Annotated in this window: 16 protein-coding genes and 1 riboswitch; of the genes, 13 read left to right on the top strand and 3 right to left on the bottom strand. The window is 65.3% G+C overall.

Features of this window, described 5'->3' with window-relative positions; translation table 11 throughout:
- Window positions 1-61 precede the first annotated feature (61 nt).
- Window positions 62-1,276 (top strand): signal recognition particle-docking protein FtsY, encoded by a 1,215-nt coding sequence (ftsY, locus tag AC07YR_RS09840; protein ID WP_494733854.1) that lies wholly within the window; start codon window positions 62-64, stop codon window positions 1,274-1,276.
- Here ftsY and AC07YR_RS09835 read toward each other — a convergent pair.
- The gene (locus tag AC07YR_RS09835) at window positions 1,273-2,418 is read right to left on the bottom strand and encodes an MFS transporter (protein WP_055797188.1); all 1,146 of its coding nucleotides are present in this window, start codon (window positions 2,416-2,418) and stop codon (window positions 1,273-1,275) included. The two genes, ftsY and AC07YR_RS09835, sit on opposite strands and share 4 nt — an antisense overlap.
- 354 nt (window positions 2,419-2,772) lie before the next feature.
- Between AC07YR_RS09835 and AC07YR_RS09830 the strand changes: the two genes are divergently transcribed.
- Entirely contained in the window at window positions 2,773-4,125 is a 1,353-nt protein-coding gene (locus tag AC07YR_RS09830; protein WP_055795952.1) for an ammonium transporter, read from the top strand.
- The gene (locus AC07YR_RS09825; RefSeq protein WP_011692333.1) at window positions 4,122-4,460 is read left to right on the top strand and encodes a P-II family nitrogen regulator; all 339 of its coding nucleotides are present in this window, start codon (window positions 4,122-4,124) and stop codon (window positions 4,458-4,460) included. Before AC07YR_RS09830 ends, AC07YR_RS09825 begins: the two co-directional genes overlap by 4 nt.
- A 52-nt stretch (window positions 4,461-4,512) precedes the next feature.
- Here AC07YR_RS09825 and AC07YR_RS09820 read toward each other — a convergent pair whose 3' ends face one another.
- The gene (locus AC07YR_RS09820) at window positions 4,513-5,901 is read right to left on the bottom strand and encodes a glucose-6-phosphate dehydrogenase (RefSeq protein ID WP_494733853.1); all 1,389 of its coding nucleotides are present in this window, start codon (window positions 5,899-5,901) and stop codon (window positions 4,513-4,515) included.
- Between the two features lie 151 nt (window positions 5,902-6,052).
- Between AC07YR_RS09820 and ffh the strand changes: the two genes are divergently transcribed.
- Both ffh and AC07YR_RS09810 read left to right on the top strand, forming a co-directional pair.
- Complete coding sequence (gene ffh / locus AC07YR_RS09815; RefSeq protein ID WP_055795946.1) at window positions 6,053-7,645, top strand: signal recognition particle protein; 1,593 nt, start codon at window positions 6,053-6,055, stop codon at window positions 7,643-7,645.
- Between the two features lie 95 nt (window positions 7,646-7,740).
- A complete protein-coding gene (locus AC07YR_RS09810; RefSeq protein WP_494733852.1) occupies window positions 7,741-8,475 on the top strand; it encodes an alpha/beta fold hydrolase in 735 nt (244 codons plus the stop codon).
- On the opposite strand, the gene thiC is transcribed toward AC07YR_RS09810, so the two are convergent.
- Window positions 8,444-10,330 (bottom strand): phosphomethylpyrimidine synthase ThiC, encoded by a 1,887-nt coding sequence (gene thiC / locus AC07YR_RS09805; protein ID WP_494733851.1) that lies wholly within the window; start codon window positions 10,328-10,330, stop codon window positions 8,444-8,446. The two genes, AC07YR_RS09810 and thiC, sit on opposite strands and share 32 nt — an antisense overlap.
- Window positions 10,325-10,432, bottom strand: a riboswitch (TPP riboswitch). (Overlaps the previous gene by 6 nt.)
- 84 nt (window positions 10,433-10,516) lie before the next feature.
- Here thiC and AC07YR_RS09800 point away from each other — a divergent pair.
- The 8 genes from AC07YR_RS09800 to rplS all read left to right on the top strand — a co-directional run bounded on the left by AC07YR_RS09800 (window position 10,517) and on the right by rplS (window position 16,142).
- A complete protein-coding gene (locus AC07YR_RS09800) occupies window positions 10,517-11,605 on the top strand; it encodes an amidohydrolase family protein (protein WP_494733850.1) in 1,089 nt (362 codons plus the stop codon).
- A gap of 79 nt (window positions 11,606-11,684) precedes the next feature.
- Window positions 11,685-12,557, top strand: coding sequence for a VOC family protein (locus tag AC07YR_RS09795; RefSeq protein ID WP_436057916.1), 873 nt, complete (start codon window positions 11,685-11,687; stop codon window positions 12,555-12,557).
- A 112-nt stretch (window positions 12,558-12,669) separates the two neighbouring features.
- Window positions 12,670-13,107, top strand: a complete 438-nt coding sequence (locus tag AC07YR_RS09790) for a hypothetical protein (protein WP_200939265.1) — start codon at window positions 12,670-12,672, stop codon at window positions 13,105-13,107.
- Between the two features lie 184 nt (window positions 13,108-13,291).
- Entirely contained in the window at window positions 13,292-13,714 is a 423-nt protein-coding gene (gene rpsP, locus AC07YR_RS09785; RefSeq protein ID WP_028271661.1) for a 30S ribosomal protein S16, read from the top strand.
- Between the two features lies 1 nt (window position 13,715).
- Complete coding sequence (locus AC07YR_RS09780) at window positions 13,716-13,958, top strand: RNA-binding protein (RefSeq protein WP_011692324.1); 243 nt, start codon at window positions 13,716-13,718, stop codon at window positions 13,956-13,958.
- 167 nt (window positions 13,959-14,125) lie between these two features.
- On the top strand, window positions 14,126-14,701 hold the full coding sequence (gene rimM / locus AC07YR_RS09775; RefSeq protein WP_055795931.1) for a ribosome maturation factor RimM: 576 nt from the start codon (window positions 14,126-14,128) through the stop codon (window positions 14,699-14,701).
- Window positions 14,702-15,526: a tRNA (guanosine(37)-N1)-methyltransferase TrmD gene (gene trmD / locus AC07YR_RS09770; RefSeq protein ID WP_055795926.1), complete on the top strand. Its 825-nt coding sequence runs from the start codon at window positions 14,702-14,704 to the stop codon at window positions 15,524-15,526.
- Between the two features lie 256 nt (window positions 15,527-15,782).
- Window positions 15,783-16,142, top strand: a complete 360-nt coding sequence (gene rplS, locus AC07YR_RS09765) for a 50S ribosomal protein L19 (RefSeq protein WP_055795923.1) — start codon at window positions 15,783-15,785, stop codon at window positions 16,140-16,142.
- Window positions 16,143-16,225 lie beyond the last annotated feature (83 nt).

The raw sequence follows: 16,225 nt of genomic DNA, 5'->3' as shown, positions 1-16,225 counted from the left end.
GTGCCGGCCGGCGTCGGTGTGAGTCTCCGGCAGCGTCCCGCGATTGTGAGAAGCTAGGGGAGTGAATGACATCCTCCCCATTATCCTTGCCATCCTCGCTGCCCTGGTGGTCGTTGGCGGACTGATCCCGGTCCTCCTGAAGACCCGCCGGAACATCACGAAGTACCCGGGCACCCGCGACGCCAACGATCCCGTCGAACCCGTGCGCGGCACGGGCGGAACGCTGGTGGAGGACCGCCCGGCGGCGACAACCGAGCGCAAAGCGCCCGGCGCCGTCGACCTCGAAGGACTGGAGCCGGCCGAGGTCCCGGACGACGCTGCGGGGCTTGAAACCATTGCCGTCGAAACCCCGCTGCCGGTTGCGGGACGGCTGACCCGGCTCCGCGAACGCCTTGTCAGGTCCAACAACATCCTCGGCAAGGGCCTGCTCGCGCTCCTGTCCAGCGACAAGATTGACGAAGACGTCTGGGACGAAGTCGAAGAAACGCTCCTGCTGGCGGATCTAGGCACCGCACCGACCATGGAGCTGGTTGACGCGCTCCGGGAACGCGTCAAAGTGCTGGGAACACGGACCCCCGAGCAGGTCAAGGCACTGCTTCGCGAAGAATTGATCAAGCTCGTGGACCCGACCATGGACCGCAGCCTCCGCACCGAACGCCACGCCGACAAGCCCTCCGTCATGATGGTGGTCGGTGTCAACGGCGTGGGTAAGACCACCACCGTGGGCAAGCTCGCACGCGTCCTCGTGGCGGAAGACAAGGACGTCCTGCTGGGCGCTGCGGACACGTTCCGTGCCGCAGCCGCCGAACAGCTCGCCACATGGGGCCAGCGCGTCGGCGTTCCCACCGTGAAGTCCGACGTCGACGGCGCCGATCCCGCCTCAGTCGCCTATGAAGCGGTCAAAGCGGGCATCGACCAGGAGGTCGACGTCGTGATGATCGACACCGCCGGCCGGCTCCAGAACAAAGTCGGCCTGATGGACGAACTCGGCAAGGTCAAGCGCGTCATCGAGAAGTTGGCCGAAGTGGACGAGGTCCTTCTGGTGCTGGATGCCACCACCGGACAGAACGGCCTGAACCAGGCCCGCGTGTTTTCCGAGGTAGTCAACATCACCGGCATCGTGCTGACCAAACTGGACGGCACCGCCAAGGGCGGCATCGTGGTGGCAATCCAGAAGGCGCTCGGGGTTCCGGTCAAGCTGATCGGGCTGGGCGAAGGGGCGGACGACCTCGCCCCGTTCGACGCCGAGAGTTTTGTGGACGCGCTGCTGAACTAGGCAGGCCGGTGGACGGTCTCCCGCGCGAACAGCCAGCCGGCCGCGGCCACGATCAGCACGCCACCGGTCACGCCGAAGGCCCAGCCGTAACCGAGCCGGTCCGCGAGGAGCCCGGCGAGGACGGGGCCGACGATGGCGCCCGCGTCGGACATCATCTGGAAGACCGCGAGCACGCGGCCGCCGGAGCGCCCGTTACCGATCACGTCGGCAATGGCGGCCTGCTGGGCCGGACCCAGCAGGCCGGAACCTATTCCGGCGACGGCGGAGGCCGCCAGGAACCAGGTCATGTCGTGGGTCAGCCCGATTCCAGCCGTCGCCACGCCCGTCAGGACCAGGCCGGCAATCATCATGGGCTTGCGTCCCAGGCTGTCGGCAAGTTTCCCTGAAACTGTCAGGGCCGCGGCGTTGCCGCCGGCAAAGACGGCCAGCGCCCATCCCGCAGCAGCAGGCCCTGCACCCAGGGCCGCTACGGCGAAAAGCGGCACCGTGGCCATTCGCACACCGAACGTCGCCCAGCCGTTGGCGAAGCTGGAGAACAGTCCTGCACGGTAGGCGCTGTCCTGCATCGCCTCGCCCAGCCCCATCGCCGGCTCGGTGCTGCGGTCCTTCCGTGACTTCCCTGGCACATGGCTGAGCTGGGTCTGGACTACCAGTGCCGCCAGGACCAGTGCGGCCGCGTAGGCCAGGAACGGGATGCGCAGGCCGAATCCGGCGAGCAATCCGCCCACGATGGGACCGCAGACGTTGCCGATGAGGAAAGCGGAAGCGTAGGCGCCGGAAACCCGGCCGCGGCTCTCCGGCGGTGCCAGCCGGACCACCAGGGCCATGGACGCGACCGTGAACATGACCGAGCCCGCGCCGCCCAGTCCCCGGAAAATGAGCAACTGCCAATAGTCCTGGGCGAACGCGCATGCTGCAGTTGAGACGGCCACGATCAACAGGCCGGCCACATAGACGGGACGTTCGCCCAGCTTCACGATCAGCGCACCGCCGGCAGGTGCGAAAAGCAGCCGCATGAAGGCAAAAATGCTCACGATGACGGCGGCGGCAGTGGCCCCGACGTCGAACGTGGTGGCAAATTGGGGCAACACGGGCGCCACCAGCCCGAAACCAAGCGCAATCAGGAAGGCTGCGACCAGCATCACCTTGATATCGCGCGGGAGGCGTGTGCCGGGAGGCTGTTCTGCGGGGCCGGGCTGGCCTGATTGGCCGCCATTCCGGCCGGGCAAGGCCTTACCGGGGCGGAAACGTTCGTTCATGGTGCCGTTGTCCTTGCGGGGTGCTGTGAGGTGCGTTTGGGACTGGTGAAACATAACCGTAACAAGTGGGATATGCACCATTTACTTCCGGGAGGTTCTTGTAACAACCCGGACATCTAATTCCTCCGCCGGCGAAACACAGCCCGGCAAAAATCGTCTTAGAACGCAAACAGGCGTTGGGCATGCGGAGAACTCCGCGGGATCAACAAAGCATCTAGGCAAGGGAGGACGTGCACCATGGAACTTACCGCAGGTCACGTATGGCTTATGGTTGCGGCGGCACTTGTGCTGTTCATGACACCAGGGCTGGCATTTTTCTACGGCGGCATGACACGTGCGAAGGCCGCGCTGAACATGATGATGATGAGCTTCATCTCCATCGGCATGGTCGGCGTGGTGTGGGTGCTCTGGGGCGCATCGATGAGCTCCGGCGAAGGCTTCATGCAGATCGTCGGCAACCCGTTCGCAACGTTCGGACTTGAGGGAATCACCACCCCGGACGGACTCATCAAGGTCGGCTACGCAGCAACCTTCGCCATCATTACGGTGGCACTGATCAGCGGCGCCATCGCGGACCGTGCAAAGTTCGGCGCGTGGACAGTGTTCGTCCCGGTCTGGGTCACGCTGGTTTACTGCCCGATCGCCTACATGGTCTGGGGCGGAGGACTCTTCGGGCCTGAAGGCGCAGTCGGCAAGGCTCTCGGTCCTGCCATTGACTTCGCCGGTGGCACCGTGGTGCACATCAATGCCGGTGTGGCCGCACTCATTCTCGTTCTGATCATCGGCAACCGCAGGGGCTTCGGCAAGGACCCGAACCACCGCCCGCACAACATCCCGTTCGTGATGCTCGGTGCGGCGATCCTGTGGTTCGGCTGGTTCGGCTTCAACGGCGGCGCAGCAACCACGGCGGAACAGGGCGGACTGATCTGGGTCAACACCCTCGCCGCACCGGCAGCTGCCATGCTCGGCTGGCTCATCACCGAACGCATCCGCGACGGCCACCCCACGTCACTGGGCGCAGCCTCCGGCGTTGTCGCCGGCCTGGTCGCCATCACCCCGGCTTGTGCCAACGTCAGCCCGATCGGCGCGCTGGGCCTCGGCGTTGTTGCCGGTGTGGCCTCCGCCCTGGCAGTCGGCCTGAAGTTCCGCTGGGGCTTCGATGACTCGCTGGATGTTGTCGGCGTCCACCTCGTCTCAGGCGTTATCGGCACCGTGGCACTCGGCTTCATCGCCCTCCCGGTTGAAGGCGTCGGCGGCGGCCTCTTCTACGGCGGCGGACTGACCCAGCTGTGGGCCCAGCTCGCAGCGGCAGGCATTGCCATCGCCTACTCGGCCATCCTGACGACCGTGATCGCCCTGGCCATCCACAAGACCATGGGCTTCCGCGTCTCCCAGGAGCAGGAAGTTGTGGGCGTGGACCTCAGCCTGCACGCCGAGACTGCCTACGAATTCGGCGTCGGCGGACACGGCGGGAGCTTCCAGCCGCTGCATGAACTGATTACCGGCAAGCAGGGCGAGGAGTCCGCTCCGGTAGCCGAAGACGGCAAGAAGACTGACGCAGCAACAGGTAAGGAAAGTGTGGGGGCATGAAACTGATCACAGCAATCGTCCGGCCGGAAAAGCTCGACTCCATCCGGGAGGGGCTCGAATCCTATGGCGTGCAGGGCCTTACGGTCAGCGCCGCCAGCGGGTACGGCAGGCAGCGCGGTTACACCGAGGTGTACCGCGGGGCTGAGTACAACGTGGACCTGCTTCCCAAGATCCGCGTTGAAGTCCTGGCCACGGACGAACAGGCTGACGACATCCTGGATGTCATCATCGCCAGCTCCAACACGGGCCGTGCCGGCGACGGCAAGGTCTGGACGGTGGACGTCTTTGAAGCTGTAAGGGTACGAACGGGAGAACGCGGCTCGGCCGCTATCTAGCCGGCCGCAAGCCCAATGAGCTTTGCGTTCGGAACAGCTACGTTCGGGGCTCTTAGGCCGGCCAGCCCTCGGGACCGGAGGTTCCGGCTGCGTATTCCTCCAGCGGAACGCTGCCGCGTTCCCACGCCTTGATCACCGGCTCAATGATCCGCCAGCAGTCTTCGGCGGTGTCCGCCCGCACGGACAGCAGCGGATCGCCGGTGAGGACGCCCTCGAGCACTTCACCGTAAGGGAGGAGGTCGGAAGCGCTGAGTTCGGCGTTGAGCGTTACCCGGTCGAGGCTCAGGACATTGCCGGGGCCGTTCACGTCGACGTCGAACTGCAGGGTGTCGGGGCCGAACCCGATGCGGAGCTGATTGGGGGAGTCGACGCCGGTGAATCCTGCTGGCAGGTGCGGCACAGGCTTAAAGGTGACAACTGCTTCCTTGCGTTTTGCCCCGAGCGCCTTGCCGGACCGGAGGATGAAGGGGACACCCTGCCACCGCCAGTTGTCGATGCCCACCTGCACCTCCGCCAGTGTCTCGGTGTTCCTGGCTGCGTCCACGCCTGCTTCCTTGGTGTAGTCCGGGACTTTCCGCCCGTCGATGGAGCCTGCGGTGTATCGGGCACGGCGCGTGTTTGAGCGGTAGGGGGCCTTGATGCTGCTGGCGCGCAGGAGTGTGGCCACGGCGTCCCGGAGGTCACGCTCATCGACAGTGGCCGGCGGCTCGATGGCCATCAGCGCCATGATCTGCAGCAGGTGGCTCTGGATCATGTCACGCAGCGCGCCTGCGCCGTCGTAGTATCGGGCGCGGCCCTCCAGTGCGAGGTCCTCATCAAAGATGATCTCCACCTTCTCGATGTATTCGCGGTTCCAGACCGGCTCCAGGAAGGTGTTGGCAAAGCGAAGTCCGAGGATGTTGAGTACCGTTGCCTTGCCCAGGAAGTGGTCCACCCGGTGGATGTGGTCCTCCGGGACCAGCGCCGCCAGGGTCACGTTGAGGTGCCGGGCCGAATCCTCACTGGATCCGAACGGCTTTTCCATCACCAGGCGGGTGCCGGCGGGCACGTCCTCCGGGGCCAGCACTTCGCATGCTTTTTGGCTGACGTGGGGCGGAAGGGCGAAGTACACGGCCACCGGAGCTTCGAGGCCGGACAGCAGTGAGGCAAGGCCGCCACCAGCGGTCACGTCAAGCTGGTGATACGAGGTTGACGCCGCTATCCGCTTGAGTTCGCGCTTGCCCGCGGCGTCCGCCTGCGAGTTCGAGTCGGCGAAAGAGGTCTCGACACGTTCCAGCCATTGCTCGTGGGTCCAGGGATCCGAACCTGCCCCGACGAGCGTCAGCCCGTCCGCGCGGCCCCTGGCGGCCAGCCGTGCGAGCCCCGGCAGGAGCAGCCGGCCGGTAAGATCCCCTGACGCACCAAGGATGAGCAGGGTTTTTACAGTTGTTTGGGTGGCCATCCTGCCAGCATGCCATCTTGAAGGCCTGTCTTGGTACCCTAGATAGTCGAGTCCCGTTGTCGAGGCAGTTGGTCCAGGCCAACAACAGTCACGACTCTGGCGAGCCGCACCGGCCGCCAGCTGTAGATCCACTGAAAGAAGTGCACGGCGCGTGTTCAATTCACTCTCTGACCGGTTGACAGCAACCTTCAAGAATCTCCGCGGCAAGGGCCGCCTCACCGAGGCGGACGTTGACGCCACGGTCCGCGAGATCCGGCGGGCCCTCCTGGACGCCGACGTTGCTGTGCCAGTGGTCCGCGAGTTCACGGGCCGGGTGCGCGAGCGTTCCCTGGGTGCCGAGGTCTCCGGTGCGTTGAACCCCAGCCAGCAGATCGTCAAGATCGTCAACGAGGAACTCGTTGAGATCCTGGGCGGCGAGACCCGTCGCATCCGTCTGGCCAAGACCGGCCCCACCATCATCATGCTCGCGGGCCTTCAGGGCGCCGGCAAGACGACCCTCGCCGGCAAACTTTCCAAGTGGCTGAAGTCCCAGGGCCACAGCCCCATGCTGGTGGCCTGCGACCTCCAGCGGCCCAACGCCGTCACCCAGCTGCAGGTTGTCGGCCAGCGCGCCGGAGTTCCCGTCTTCGCCCCGCACCCGGGTGCCACGTCCACCGAACTGGACCATCCTGCGGGCGACCCCGTGGCGGTTGCCCGCGCCGGTGTCGAGGAAGCGCGCCAGAAGCTTCACGACGTCGTCATCGTTGACACCGCCGGACGACTCGGTGTGGACGCCGACATGATGGAGCAGGCGCGCCAGATCCGCCGCGCCATCGTGCCGAATGAAGTGCTCTTCGTCATCGACTCCATGATCGGCCAGGACGCCGTCAACACGGCGCTCGCCTTCGATGAGGGTGTCAACTTCACCGGCATCGTTCTCTCAAAGCTCGACGGCGACGCCCGCGGCGGTGCCGCCCTGTCCGTTGCGTCAGTCACCGGTAAGCCGGTCATGTTCGCCTCCACCGGCGAAGGCGTTGACGACTTTGAGCTGTTCCACCCGGACCGCATGGCGTCCCGCATCCTCGACATGGGCGACGTCCTCACCCTCATCGAGCAGGCGGAAAAGTCCTGGGACAAGGACGAAGCGGCGCGGATGGCGAAGAAGTTCGCCGACCAGGAAGACTTCACCCTCGACGACTTCCTCGCCCAAATGCAGCAGATCCGCAACATGGGTTCGATGAAGAAAATGCTCATGATGATGCCGGGTGCGCAGAATATCCGCCAGCAGCTGGAGCAGTTCGACGAGCGCGAAATTGACCGTGTGGAAGCGATCGTCCGTTCCATGACGCCGCACGAGCGCGTTGCCCCCAAGATCATCAACGGATCACGCCGGGCCCGCATCGCCAAGGGCTCAGGCATGCACGTGTCGGACGTCAACGGCCTGCTGGAGCGGTTTGCCCAGGCCCAGAAGATGATGAAGAAGATGGCAGCCGGCGGCGGAATGCCCGGCATGCCAGGGATGCCGGGCATGGGCGGCGGCGCAGGAGGTGCCCGCAAGGGCGCCAAGAATGCGCCCAAGAAGAAGGCCAAGTCGGGAAACCCTGCCAAGGCCGCGCAGGAGCTTCGCGAAGCGGAGGCCCGGCGTGCCAACGCCGGCAAGGCACTTCCCACCGGCGCCGCCTTCGGCCAGCAGGGAGCGGATTTCGATCCGTCCCAGCTCAACCTGCCCAAGGGTTTCGACAAGTTCCTCGGCGGGAGCAAGTAGTTACCGGCCAGGCAGTTTTCCGCACGGGCAACTTGATTGTCGGCGGGTTCAATGTCGCCCGCTGAATTATCCGGCCATTGCCATAGGGTTGGGGCATGTTTAAGCAGCGCGTAGTGTTCGTCCACGGTTCGGGGGCCTTCGGGTCCGCCGCGTGGCCCAAGCAGCACGGCATGGCACTGGCCTACGACGCTTTGTTCCTGCGCCGCTACGGCTTTGACCCGGTGGCGGAACCTCTTGAGTCGGATTTCCAGGCCGATGCCCGGATTGTGCTGGCCGCTTTGGCGGATGAAGGGCGTGGCGCTGCCGGCGGTCATGTGGTGGCCCATTCCCAGGGCGCCATTGCGGCGATGATGGCGGCCGTGGAGCGCCCGGACCTGGTGCACTCCCTCACCCTCGTGGAGCCCGCGTGCCTGTCGCTGACCGCCGAACTGCCCGCAACGGCGGCGCACCGGGCCCTGATGCAGCCCCTTTTTGATGTGCGGCACCAGTTGGGCGACGACGATTTCCAGCGGGAGTTCGTCCGGCGTGCATTTTCCGTTCACAGTGACGGCCCGGCCACACCGGAATCGCCCAACACCGCCCGCAGGCTCCGGCTGCAGGCGCCTCCGTGGGAGGCGCCGCTGCAGATCGTCCCGGGAGTCCCCACGCTCGTGCTCACCGGCGGCTGGGAGCCGCTGTACGAGGAGATTGCCGGGTACCTGCGCGAAACCGGTGCCCTGCACCGCGTTGCTGCGGGCGGGCACCGGCCTCAGGACTCCGTGGAGGGAGACCGGGTTATCCGGTCATTTATCGCAGAGGTCAGCCGGCGTCAGCACTCGCAGGCATCTTAGCGGCGCCTTCGCCCGCCGCTGCACTATGCGAGCCCGGCAATTCCTGGCGGGGAAGCTGCAGCTCCGGAAGGTAGACCTTGCCGCCGGCTGCCAGGAATTCGTTGCTCTTCTCGCGCATTCCGGCCGCCATCTCGGCCAGCGCTGCCTGGGCTTCGGCTGAACCGTATTCGTCCCGGATGTCCTGGCTGATGCGCATGGAGCAGAACTTGGGCCCGCACATTGAGCAGAAATGCGCAGTCTTCGCCGGTTCCGCAGGCAGCGTCTCGTCATGGAAGGCTTCAGCCGTGACAGGGTCCAGAGACAGGGCAAACTGGTCCCGCCACCGGAATTCGAACCGTGCCTTGGACAGGGCGTCGTCACGTTCATGTGCCCCCGGGTGGCCCTTGGCGAGGTCGGCGGCGTGGGCGGCGATCTTGTAGGTGATCACGCCGGTCTTCACGTCGTCCTTGTTCGGCAGCCCCAGGTGTTCCTTGGGTGTGACGTAACAGAGCATGGCCGTGCCGTAGCGGGCGATTTCCGTGGCGCCGATGGCGGAGGTGATGTGGTCATAGCCCGGGGCTATGTCCGTGACTAGCGGCCCCAGGGTGTAGAAGGGAGCTCCCTTGCAGAGTTCCTGCTGGCGCTCCACGTTTTCCCTGACAAGGTGGAACGGCACATGCCCCGGGCCTTCCACCATCACCTGGACATCGAATTCCCAGGCACGCTGCGTCAGCTCAGCCAAAGTATCCAGCTCGGCGAACTGGGCGGCGTCGTTCGCGTCGGCCGTCGCGCCGGGCCGCAGCCCGTCGCCGAGCGAGAACGCAACGTCGTACTTGGCGAAGATCTCGCACAGCTCGTCGAAGTGCGTGTAGAGGAAGTTCTCCTGGTGGTGGGCCAGGCACCACCCTGCCATGATGGATCCGCCGCGGGAGACGATGCCGGTGACGCGGTTGGCCGTCAGCGGTACGTAGCGCAGCAGGACTCCGGCGTGGATGGTCATGTAGTCCACACCCTGCTCGCACTGCTCGATCACGGTGTCGCGGAAAATTTCCCACGTCAGTTTGTTGGCCTCGCCGTTGACCTTCTCCAGGGCCTGGTAGATGGGCACGGTGCCGATCGGCACCGGCGAGTTGCGGATGATCCATTCCCGGGTGGTGTGGATGTCGTCCCCGGTGGACAGGTCCATCACCGTGTCGGCACCCCACTGGGTGGCCCACTGCAGCTTGTCGACCTCCTCGGCGATGGAGCTGGTGACAGCCGAGTTGCCGATGTTGGCATTGATCTTCACAAGGAAGGCCTTACCGATGATCATCGGCTCGGACTCCGGGTGGTTGATGTTGTTGGGGATGATGGCGCGGCCCGCGGCAACTTCGCTGCGCACCAGCTCAACATCGCAGTTTTCCCGCAGTGCGACGAACTGCATTTCGGGAGTCACCACGCCCTTCCTGGCGTAATGCATCTGCGTGACGGTCCGTCCCGCGACAGCGCGGCGGGGCACCGGCTGCGCGCCCTTCCACTCCGCGGAGGCAGCGCCTCGGCGCACGGCCGACTTCCCGTCGTCGAGGAGGTTCCGTTCCCTGCCGCTGTACGGCTCGGTGTCCGCCCTGGATTCAATCCACCGGGTCCTGAACGGTTCCAGTCCCACCACGGGATCGCTGCCGGGCCCCGCTGTCCGGTAGACCCGGAACGGCGGGTTGGCCGCGCCGCCCGGCGAGTCCTCCAAGGCAATCTCGGTCACCGGCACCCGGATCCCGGTGGCTTCGTCGGCGATGAAGGCCAGTGAATGGGACTTCAGGGACTGCGTTTCATGAGTGCCCGCCTGGCCGGCGGTGGATCCATTTTGGGCACGGGACAGCTGTGTTTCTGGTGTATTCACGGAATACTCACTTCCTTCGCCGGCATTACCCGGACAGGTTCAACGGTCGCAGGCCGCGTCAGCCCGATCTCAGCCCCTGCAGGGGCACCCGTGTGGTCGTAGACGAAGCTACCACAGGCCCGGGCAGCGTCCACGTCACACGGCGTTCACATCCAACGACCGGAACCGGCGGTCTAGGCTTGAGGCATGCGTGGAATCATCGAATTCACCGGAACGGTGCTGACCGCTCCAGACCAGGAACGGGACGGCCTCTGGGCCGTGGACGGCAGGCTGACGTTCAGTCGGCCGGCGGGTCCGCCGGATGTGGTGCTGGATGGCTGGGTGCTTCCGGGCCTCGTGGACGCACACTGTCACATCGGTCTTGGACCTGACGGCGATGTGTCCGAGTCCATCGCCGAGGAGCAGGCCGTCACGGACCTGATGGCCGGCACGCTGCTGGTCCGCGACGCGGGAGCGGTACATGACACGCGCTGGATCCAGCAGCGTCCGGAGTTGCCGCGGATCATCCGGGCGGGACGCCACATTGCCAGGACCCGCCGCTATCTGCGGGGATTCGCCGTCGAAGTTGAGCCGGACGGACTGGTCGAGGCGGTGCGCAAGCAGGCGCTCGCGGGTGACGGCTGGGTCAAGATCGTGGGGGACTGGATCGACCGCGACGCCGGTGACCTTTCGGCGTCGTTCCCCGCCGCCGTGGTCCGGGATGCTGTCCGCGCCGCCCACGATGAAGGTGCCCGGGTGACGGCGCACTGTTTCGCCGAGGACACGCTGGATGACATGCTCGACGCCGGCATCGACTGCATCGAACACGGCACCGGACTCCTGCCACGGCACATACCCCGCTTCGTGGAACAACGCGTCCCGATTGTTCCCACGCTGATCAATACTGCGACGTTCCCGGACATCGCGGCCCGGGCGGAAGCAAAGTTTCCGGTTTACGCAGCACACATGCGCGCCTTGTGGCAGCGGCGGAACGAGCGGATTGTGGAAGCTTTCGAGGCGGGCGTCCCGATCTACGCCGGGACAGACGCGGGCAGCGTCATCGGCCACGGCCGGATAGTGGATGAGATCCATGCGCTCCACACCGCCGGCCTGCCGGCGGCGGCGGCGCTCGACGCGGCGTCGTGGGGCGCCCGGAAGTGGCTGGGAGCGGACGGTATCGCCGAGGGCGCCAGCGCCGACGTCGTACTGTGCGAACAGGACCCCAGGATCAATCCGGAAACGCTGCGGAACCTCACCCACATCATTCTTCGCGGTCGGCAGCTCCACCAGGAATAAATTGAAGGTTCAAGTAATTTAACTCTATGTAAGCGTCACCGGAGGACCGGAGGCGGAGTTTCGGGAGTTTGGAGTTGCCATGACCACAGAATCCAGCAAGGACCTGCTGCCGGCGGATCTCGCCATGGGCACGGTGATGCTCAAGGTGGGGGACATGAAGCTGATGACCGATTACTACCAGCGCGCGCTCGGGCTGGAGGTCGTGGCTGAGCAGGATGGCGGCGTGTACCTTGGCCGGCGCGGAACGCCCCTGGTCCATCTCGCACCCGCACCCGGGCTCAACCTTCCGGCCCGGGGTGAAGCCGGACTGTTCCACACGGCCCTGCTCTTCGGGGACAGGCCGGCGCTCGCTGCCACGGTGGCTTCAGCGGCCCGGTATGAGCCGCGGCTGTTCACCGGGAGCGCCGACCACCTCGTCAGCGAGGCTTTCTACTTCAGCGACCCCGAGGGCAACGGCATCGAGCTGTACTGGGACCGTCCCCGTAGCGACTGGTCCTGGGAGGGGACCAATGTGGTCATGGACAGCCTTGCCCTCCCGCCGCAGCGGTTCCTGCAGGAATTCCTGACCGAGGAAGCGGTAAGCGGGCAGCGTGAGGCGCATGCCGGCGTCGGGCACGTCCACCTTCAGGTGGGCGACGTCCAGTCGGCCCATGACTTCTACGTGGGCACCCTTGGTTTCGAGAAAACCGCCGGATGGCACGGGCAGGCCCTGTTCGTCTCCGCCGGCGGCTACCACCATCACATGGCAATGAACGTCTGGAACAGCCGCGGCGCAGGGCCCCGTAAGGACACCCTTGGCCTGGGCGAAGTCCTGATCGAAGTGCCGGGAACGGACGACGTCGGCGCGCTCGCCGACCGTTTGCGGGTTGCCGGTGCGGCGTCCCACCACACGGGAGCGGAGCTGCGTTTCGAGGATCCGTGGCGCAACCGGATCCGCGTCGCCGTCCGCTGAGGCGTCGCTGACCTGCGCGTCCTTCTGCGTTAGGCTGATTCCGGAAGTCCGGGGCAGCTGCGAAGGTGCCCGACGGGACCATTGCAGCGCCGACGGAATGAGGATGATTTCCATGGGTTTCACTGAAATCTTTGTTTCCACCCACGATGAGGCGCTCAAGCGCGCGGGGGCACTTGAGGGCGGCGGGCCCGCGGCTCCGGACTCGCTGCGGATTCCGGACATCAGCGATTTCGAGATTGAGCAGCTCGGCGACCTGGCAGGAGCGGCCGTGCACGCGGCTGGGGCGGACTATGAACTCGCCATGGTGGACGTGGCCAGCGATTCCCTCCTGGGCGTACCGGCTGCGATGGTCCGGGCGCTCGCGGAACTCCTCAGTTACGAGACCGAGGGCGAGGGCAACGTTCTGGAGGATGTTGCCGCCAGGTGGGCGGCCGAAGAGGACATGCCTTTCGGCTCCGACGAGGCCCTCGGCTATGTCCAGCGGCTTGCGCAGATGGCCGGCAGCGTGGACGCGAACGCCCGGACCGGCCTTTACGTCTGGTCCGCCTGACCGGGCCGCCGTGTGTCAAGTCGAAATCCCGGCGCTGATCTGGCACAATAGACAGGTACTTGATCTGCGTGGCCCCTCTCTCCGCGTCCGGATCTTGTCCTTTTAGAACCCCCTAGTACGGCCCGCCCCACGGGTGCAGAACGCCGGGCTCGACCCCGTTTCAGAAACAGGAGTGACCACAAAAGTGGCCGTAAAGATTCGCCTTAAGCGCTTCGGCAAGATGCGCGCACCGTACTACCGCATCGTTGTCATGGACGCACGCTCCAAGCGTGACGGCCGTGCGATCGAAGAGATCGGCAAGTACCACCCCACCGAAGAGCCCTCGTACATCGAGGTCGACACGGACCGTGCCCAGTACTGGCTCGGCGTCGGCGCACAGCCGTCCGAGCAGGTCGCCGCGATCCTCAAGATCACCGGTGACTGGCAGAAGTTCAAGGGTCTCCCCGGCCAGGAGGGCACCTTGAAGACCAAGGCTCCCAAGGCTGCCTTCGTTACCCCGGAAAAGGGTTCCGTGATCATCCCGGAAGCCATCACCAAGAAGGCCAAGAAGGACGAAGCAGCCGAAGCTTCCACCGAAGCTGAAGCAGAGACCACCGAGGCTGAGTAAATTGCTGGCAGAAGCGCTCGAACACCTTGTCCGCGGGATTGTTGACAGTCCTGAGGACGTCAAGGTCAGCGCCAAGAACAACCGCCGCGGGGACACCCTCGAGGTGCGAGTTCACCAGGATGACCTCGGACGGGTGATCGGTCGTCAGGGCCGCACGGCACGCGCACTGCGCACTGTCGTGGCGGCGCTGGCCGGCGGCGAACAGGTCAGGGTCGACGTCGTCGACACCGACCGCCGCCGGTAAACGCCCCGCACTATTTGTCTCAAGTCCGGCCCCTTCACCAGATTATGGTGGAGGGGCCGGACTGTTTTCAGGAAATCCCGGCGCGGCGGCGGGCGCGCGGTGGAACAAGTCGCAGCAACCGGCCGCAGTAAAACCAGTACAGAACGAATCCCGGAACAGAGGAACAGATGCAGCTTCAGGTGGCACGAATCGGCAAACCGCACGGCATCCGCGGCGAAGTGACCGTCCAGGTCCTGACCGATGCGCCGGAGGACCGCTTCGTTCCGGGCACGGAATTCGTGGTTGAGCCCGCCTCGGTCGGAACGCTGACCGTGGACAGTGCCCGCTGGAACAAGGACATCCTGCTGCTGGGATTTGAGGGCGTCGAGACCCGCAACCAGGCCGAGGCCCTGCGCGGCGCCAAACTGTTTATCGAGACGGAAGAGCTTGACGAAGACGACGACGAGGGGTGGTACGAGCACGAGCTCGTCGGCCTCGAGGTCCGCGTAGGCGGCACCGTTGTCGGTAAGGTCTCCGGGCTCCGCACCCTGCCGGTCCAGGACCTGATTATGGTGGAGGCGGCGGATGGCAAGGAGATCCTGATTCCGTTCGTCGAAGAGATCGTGCCCGAGGTCAACGTGGGGGAGAAGTACATCCTGGTCACCCCGCCGCCCGGACTGTTCGAGATCAACCTTGAGGATTCCGGGGACGATGAGCCGGGCACAACAGGGCAGGGCACAGCAGAAGCCGGAGACAACGCCTAAATGAGGATCGACGTCGTCAGCATCTTCCCGGAGTACCTCGCGCCCCTGGAACTATCCCTGATCGGGAAGGCCCGCCAGGACGGCCTGTTGGACCTGAATGTCCACGACCTCCGGGATTTCACCACGGACAAGCACAGGTCGGTGGACGACACTCCCTACGGCGGCGGCGCCGGCATGGTGATGAAGGCGGAACCATGGGCGCTGGCGCTCAGTTCGGTAGCCGCAGGGAGGGAAGATGCCACCGATCGGAAGCCGGTGCTGATCGTCCCCTCTCCGGCGGGGGAACGGTTCACCCAGGCTCTGGCGCACGAACTCGCCGAGGAGGACCAGCTGGTCTTCGCCTGCGGCCGGTATGAGGGCATCGACGAGCGGGTCATCGAGTGGGCGGAAGAGCACTTCACTGTCCGGCCCATGAGCCTGGGGGACTACGTACTCAATGGAGGCGAAGTGGCCGTCCTGGCCATGACCGAAGCCATCGTCCGGCTCCTTCCCGGCGTTGTCGGCAACCCGGAGTCCCTCATTGAAGAATCACACTCGGACGGCCTGCTGGAGTACCCCGTGTACACCAAGCCCTCCACGTGGCGGGACCGCGAAGTTCCGCCCGTCTTGTTGAGCGGCAACCACGGCAAGATTGCCCAGTGGCGCCGCCACGAGCAGTACCGCCGTACGGCGGAACGCCGCCCCGATCTGCTGGCAGAGTTCGACGCCGGCAAACTTCCCCGCGCGGACCGCACCGCGCTCGGGGACCTGGGATACGACGTCGTCGACGGTCATCTGAGGCTCCGCCCGGCCGAGGGCGGGAACGGCACTCCGGCGGAAGGCTGACGCGGACTCTGCAGTGGCCTCGTCGCGGGCGGGACCGGATTAGCCGGAATCCTCCGGATGTGGCAAAATTAGTCCTTGTGCCTGCTGGGTGCGCACCTGCCACAGGGGGAGCGCCACCAACAGCCCGGCACCCCGGCGTCTTCAATCAGTGATGGGGCCGGATCAGAAAACTTTCGGCGGTGATTCCGGGCAAGTTCCCGGCTTGGCCGTCGTGACCCAAAGTGGATGACCTGTGGCGTTCACCAGGAGTGGATCAATGCATATCCTCGATACCGTAGATGCAGCCTCGCTGCGCACCGATGTTCCCGAGTTCCGCGCGGGTGACACCCTCAAGGTTCACGTGAACATCATCGAAGGCAAGAACTCCCGTGTCCAGGTATTCCAGGGCTTCGTCCTGGGCCGCCAGGGTGACGGCATCCGCGAAACCTTCACGGTCCGCAAGGTCTCCTTCGGTGTCGGCGTTGAGCGTACCTTCCCGGTACACTCCCCGATCATCGACAAGATCGAGGTCGTCACCAAGGGTGACGTCCGCCGCGCCAAGCTTTACTACATGCGCGCACTGCGCGGTAAGGCTGCGAAGATCAAGGAAAAGCGCGACTTCAGCACCGCCAAGTAAGTCCCCGGACTTCCACGGCGGGTCCAGAACCCGGATCCGGCCCGCGCCGGAGCTCTTCCGCAACAGCGCCACAGGATACGGAT

It is taken from the genome of Arthrobacter sp. GW460-12-1-14-TSB2 (assembly GCF_059423525.1).
This window is presented reverse-complemented; position numbering and strand designations above follow the sequence as displayed.

Excerpts from the sequence above, each read along its gene's own strand:
- AC07YR_RS09810 (WP_494733852.1), top strand. The coding sequence starts at position 7,741 with ATGTTTAAGCAGCGCGTAGTGTTCGTCCACGGTTCGGGGGCCTTCGGG.
- AC07YR_RS09795 (WP_436057916.1), top strand. The coding sequence starts at position 11,685 with ATGACCACAGAATCCAGCAAGGACCTGCTGCCGGCGGATCTCGCCATG.
- AC07YR_RS09820 (WP_494733853.1), bottom strand. The coding sequence starts at position 5,901 with ATGGCCACCCAAACAACTGTAAAAACCCTGCTCATCCTTGGTGCGTCA.
- AC07YR_RS09790 (WP_200939265.1), top strand. The coding sequence starts at position 12,670 with ATGGGTTTCACTGAAATCTTTGTTTCCACCCACGATGAGGCGCTCAAG.
- AC07YR_RS09835 (WP_055797188.1), bottom strand. The coding sequence starts at position 2,418 with ATGCTGGTCGCAGCCTTCCTGATTGCGCTTGGTTTCGGGCTGGTGGCG.
- AC07YR_RS09800 (WP_494733850.1), top strand. The coding sequence starts at position 10,517 with ATGCGTGGAATCATCGAATTCACCGGAACGGTGCTGACCGCTCCAGAC.
- rimM (WP_055795931.1), top strand. The coding sequence starts at position 14,126 with ATGCAGCTTCAGGTGGCACGAATCGGCAAACCGCACGGCATCCGCGGC.
- rplS (WP_055795923.1), top strand. The coding sequence starts at position 15,783 with ATGCATATCCTCGATACCGTAGATGCAGCCTCGCTGCGCACCGATGTT.
- AC07YR_RS09830 (WP_055795952.1), top strand. The coding sequence starts at position 2,773 with ATGGAACTTACCGCAGGTCACGTATGGCTTATGGTTGCGGCGGCACTT.
- AC07YR_RS09825 (WP_011692333.1), top strand. The coding sequence starts at position 4,122 with ATGAAACTGATCACAGCAATCGTCCGGCCGGAAAAGCTCGACTCCATC.
- trmD (WP_055795926.1), top strand. The coding sequence starts at position 14,702 with ATGAGGATCGACGTCGTCAGCATCTTCCCGGAGTACCTCGCGCCCCTG.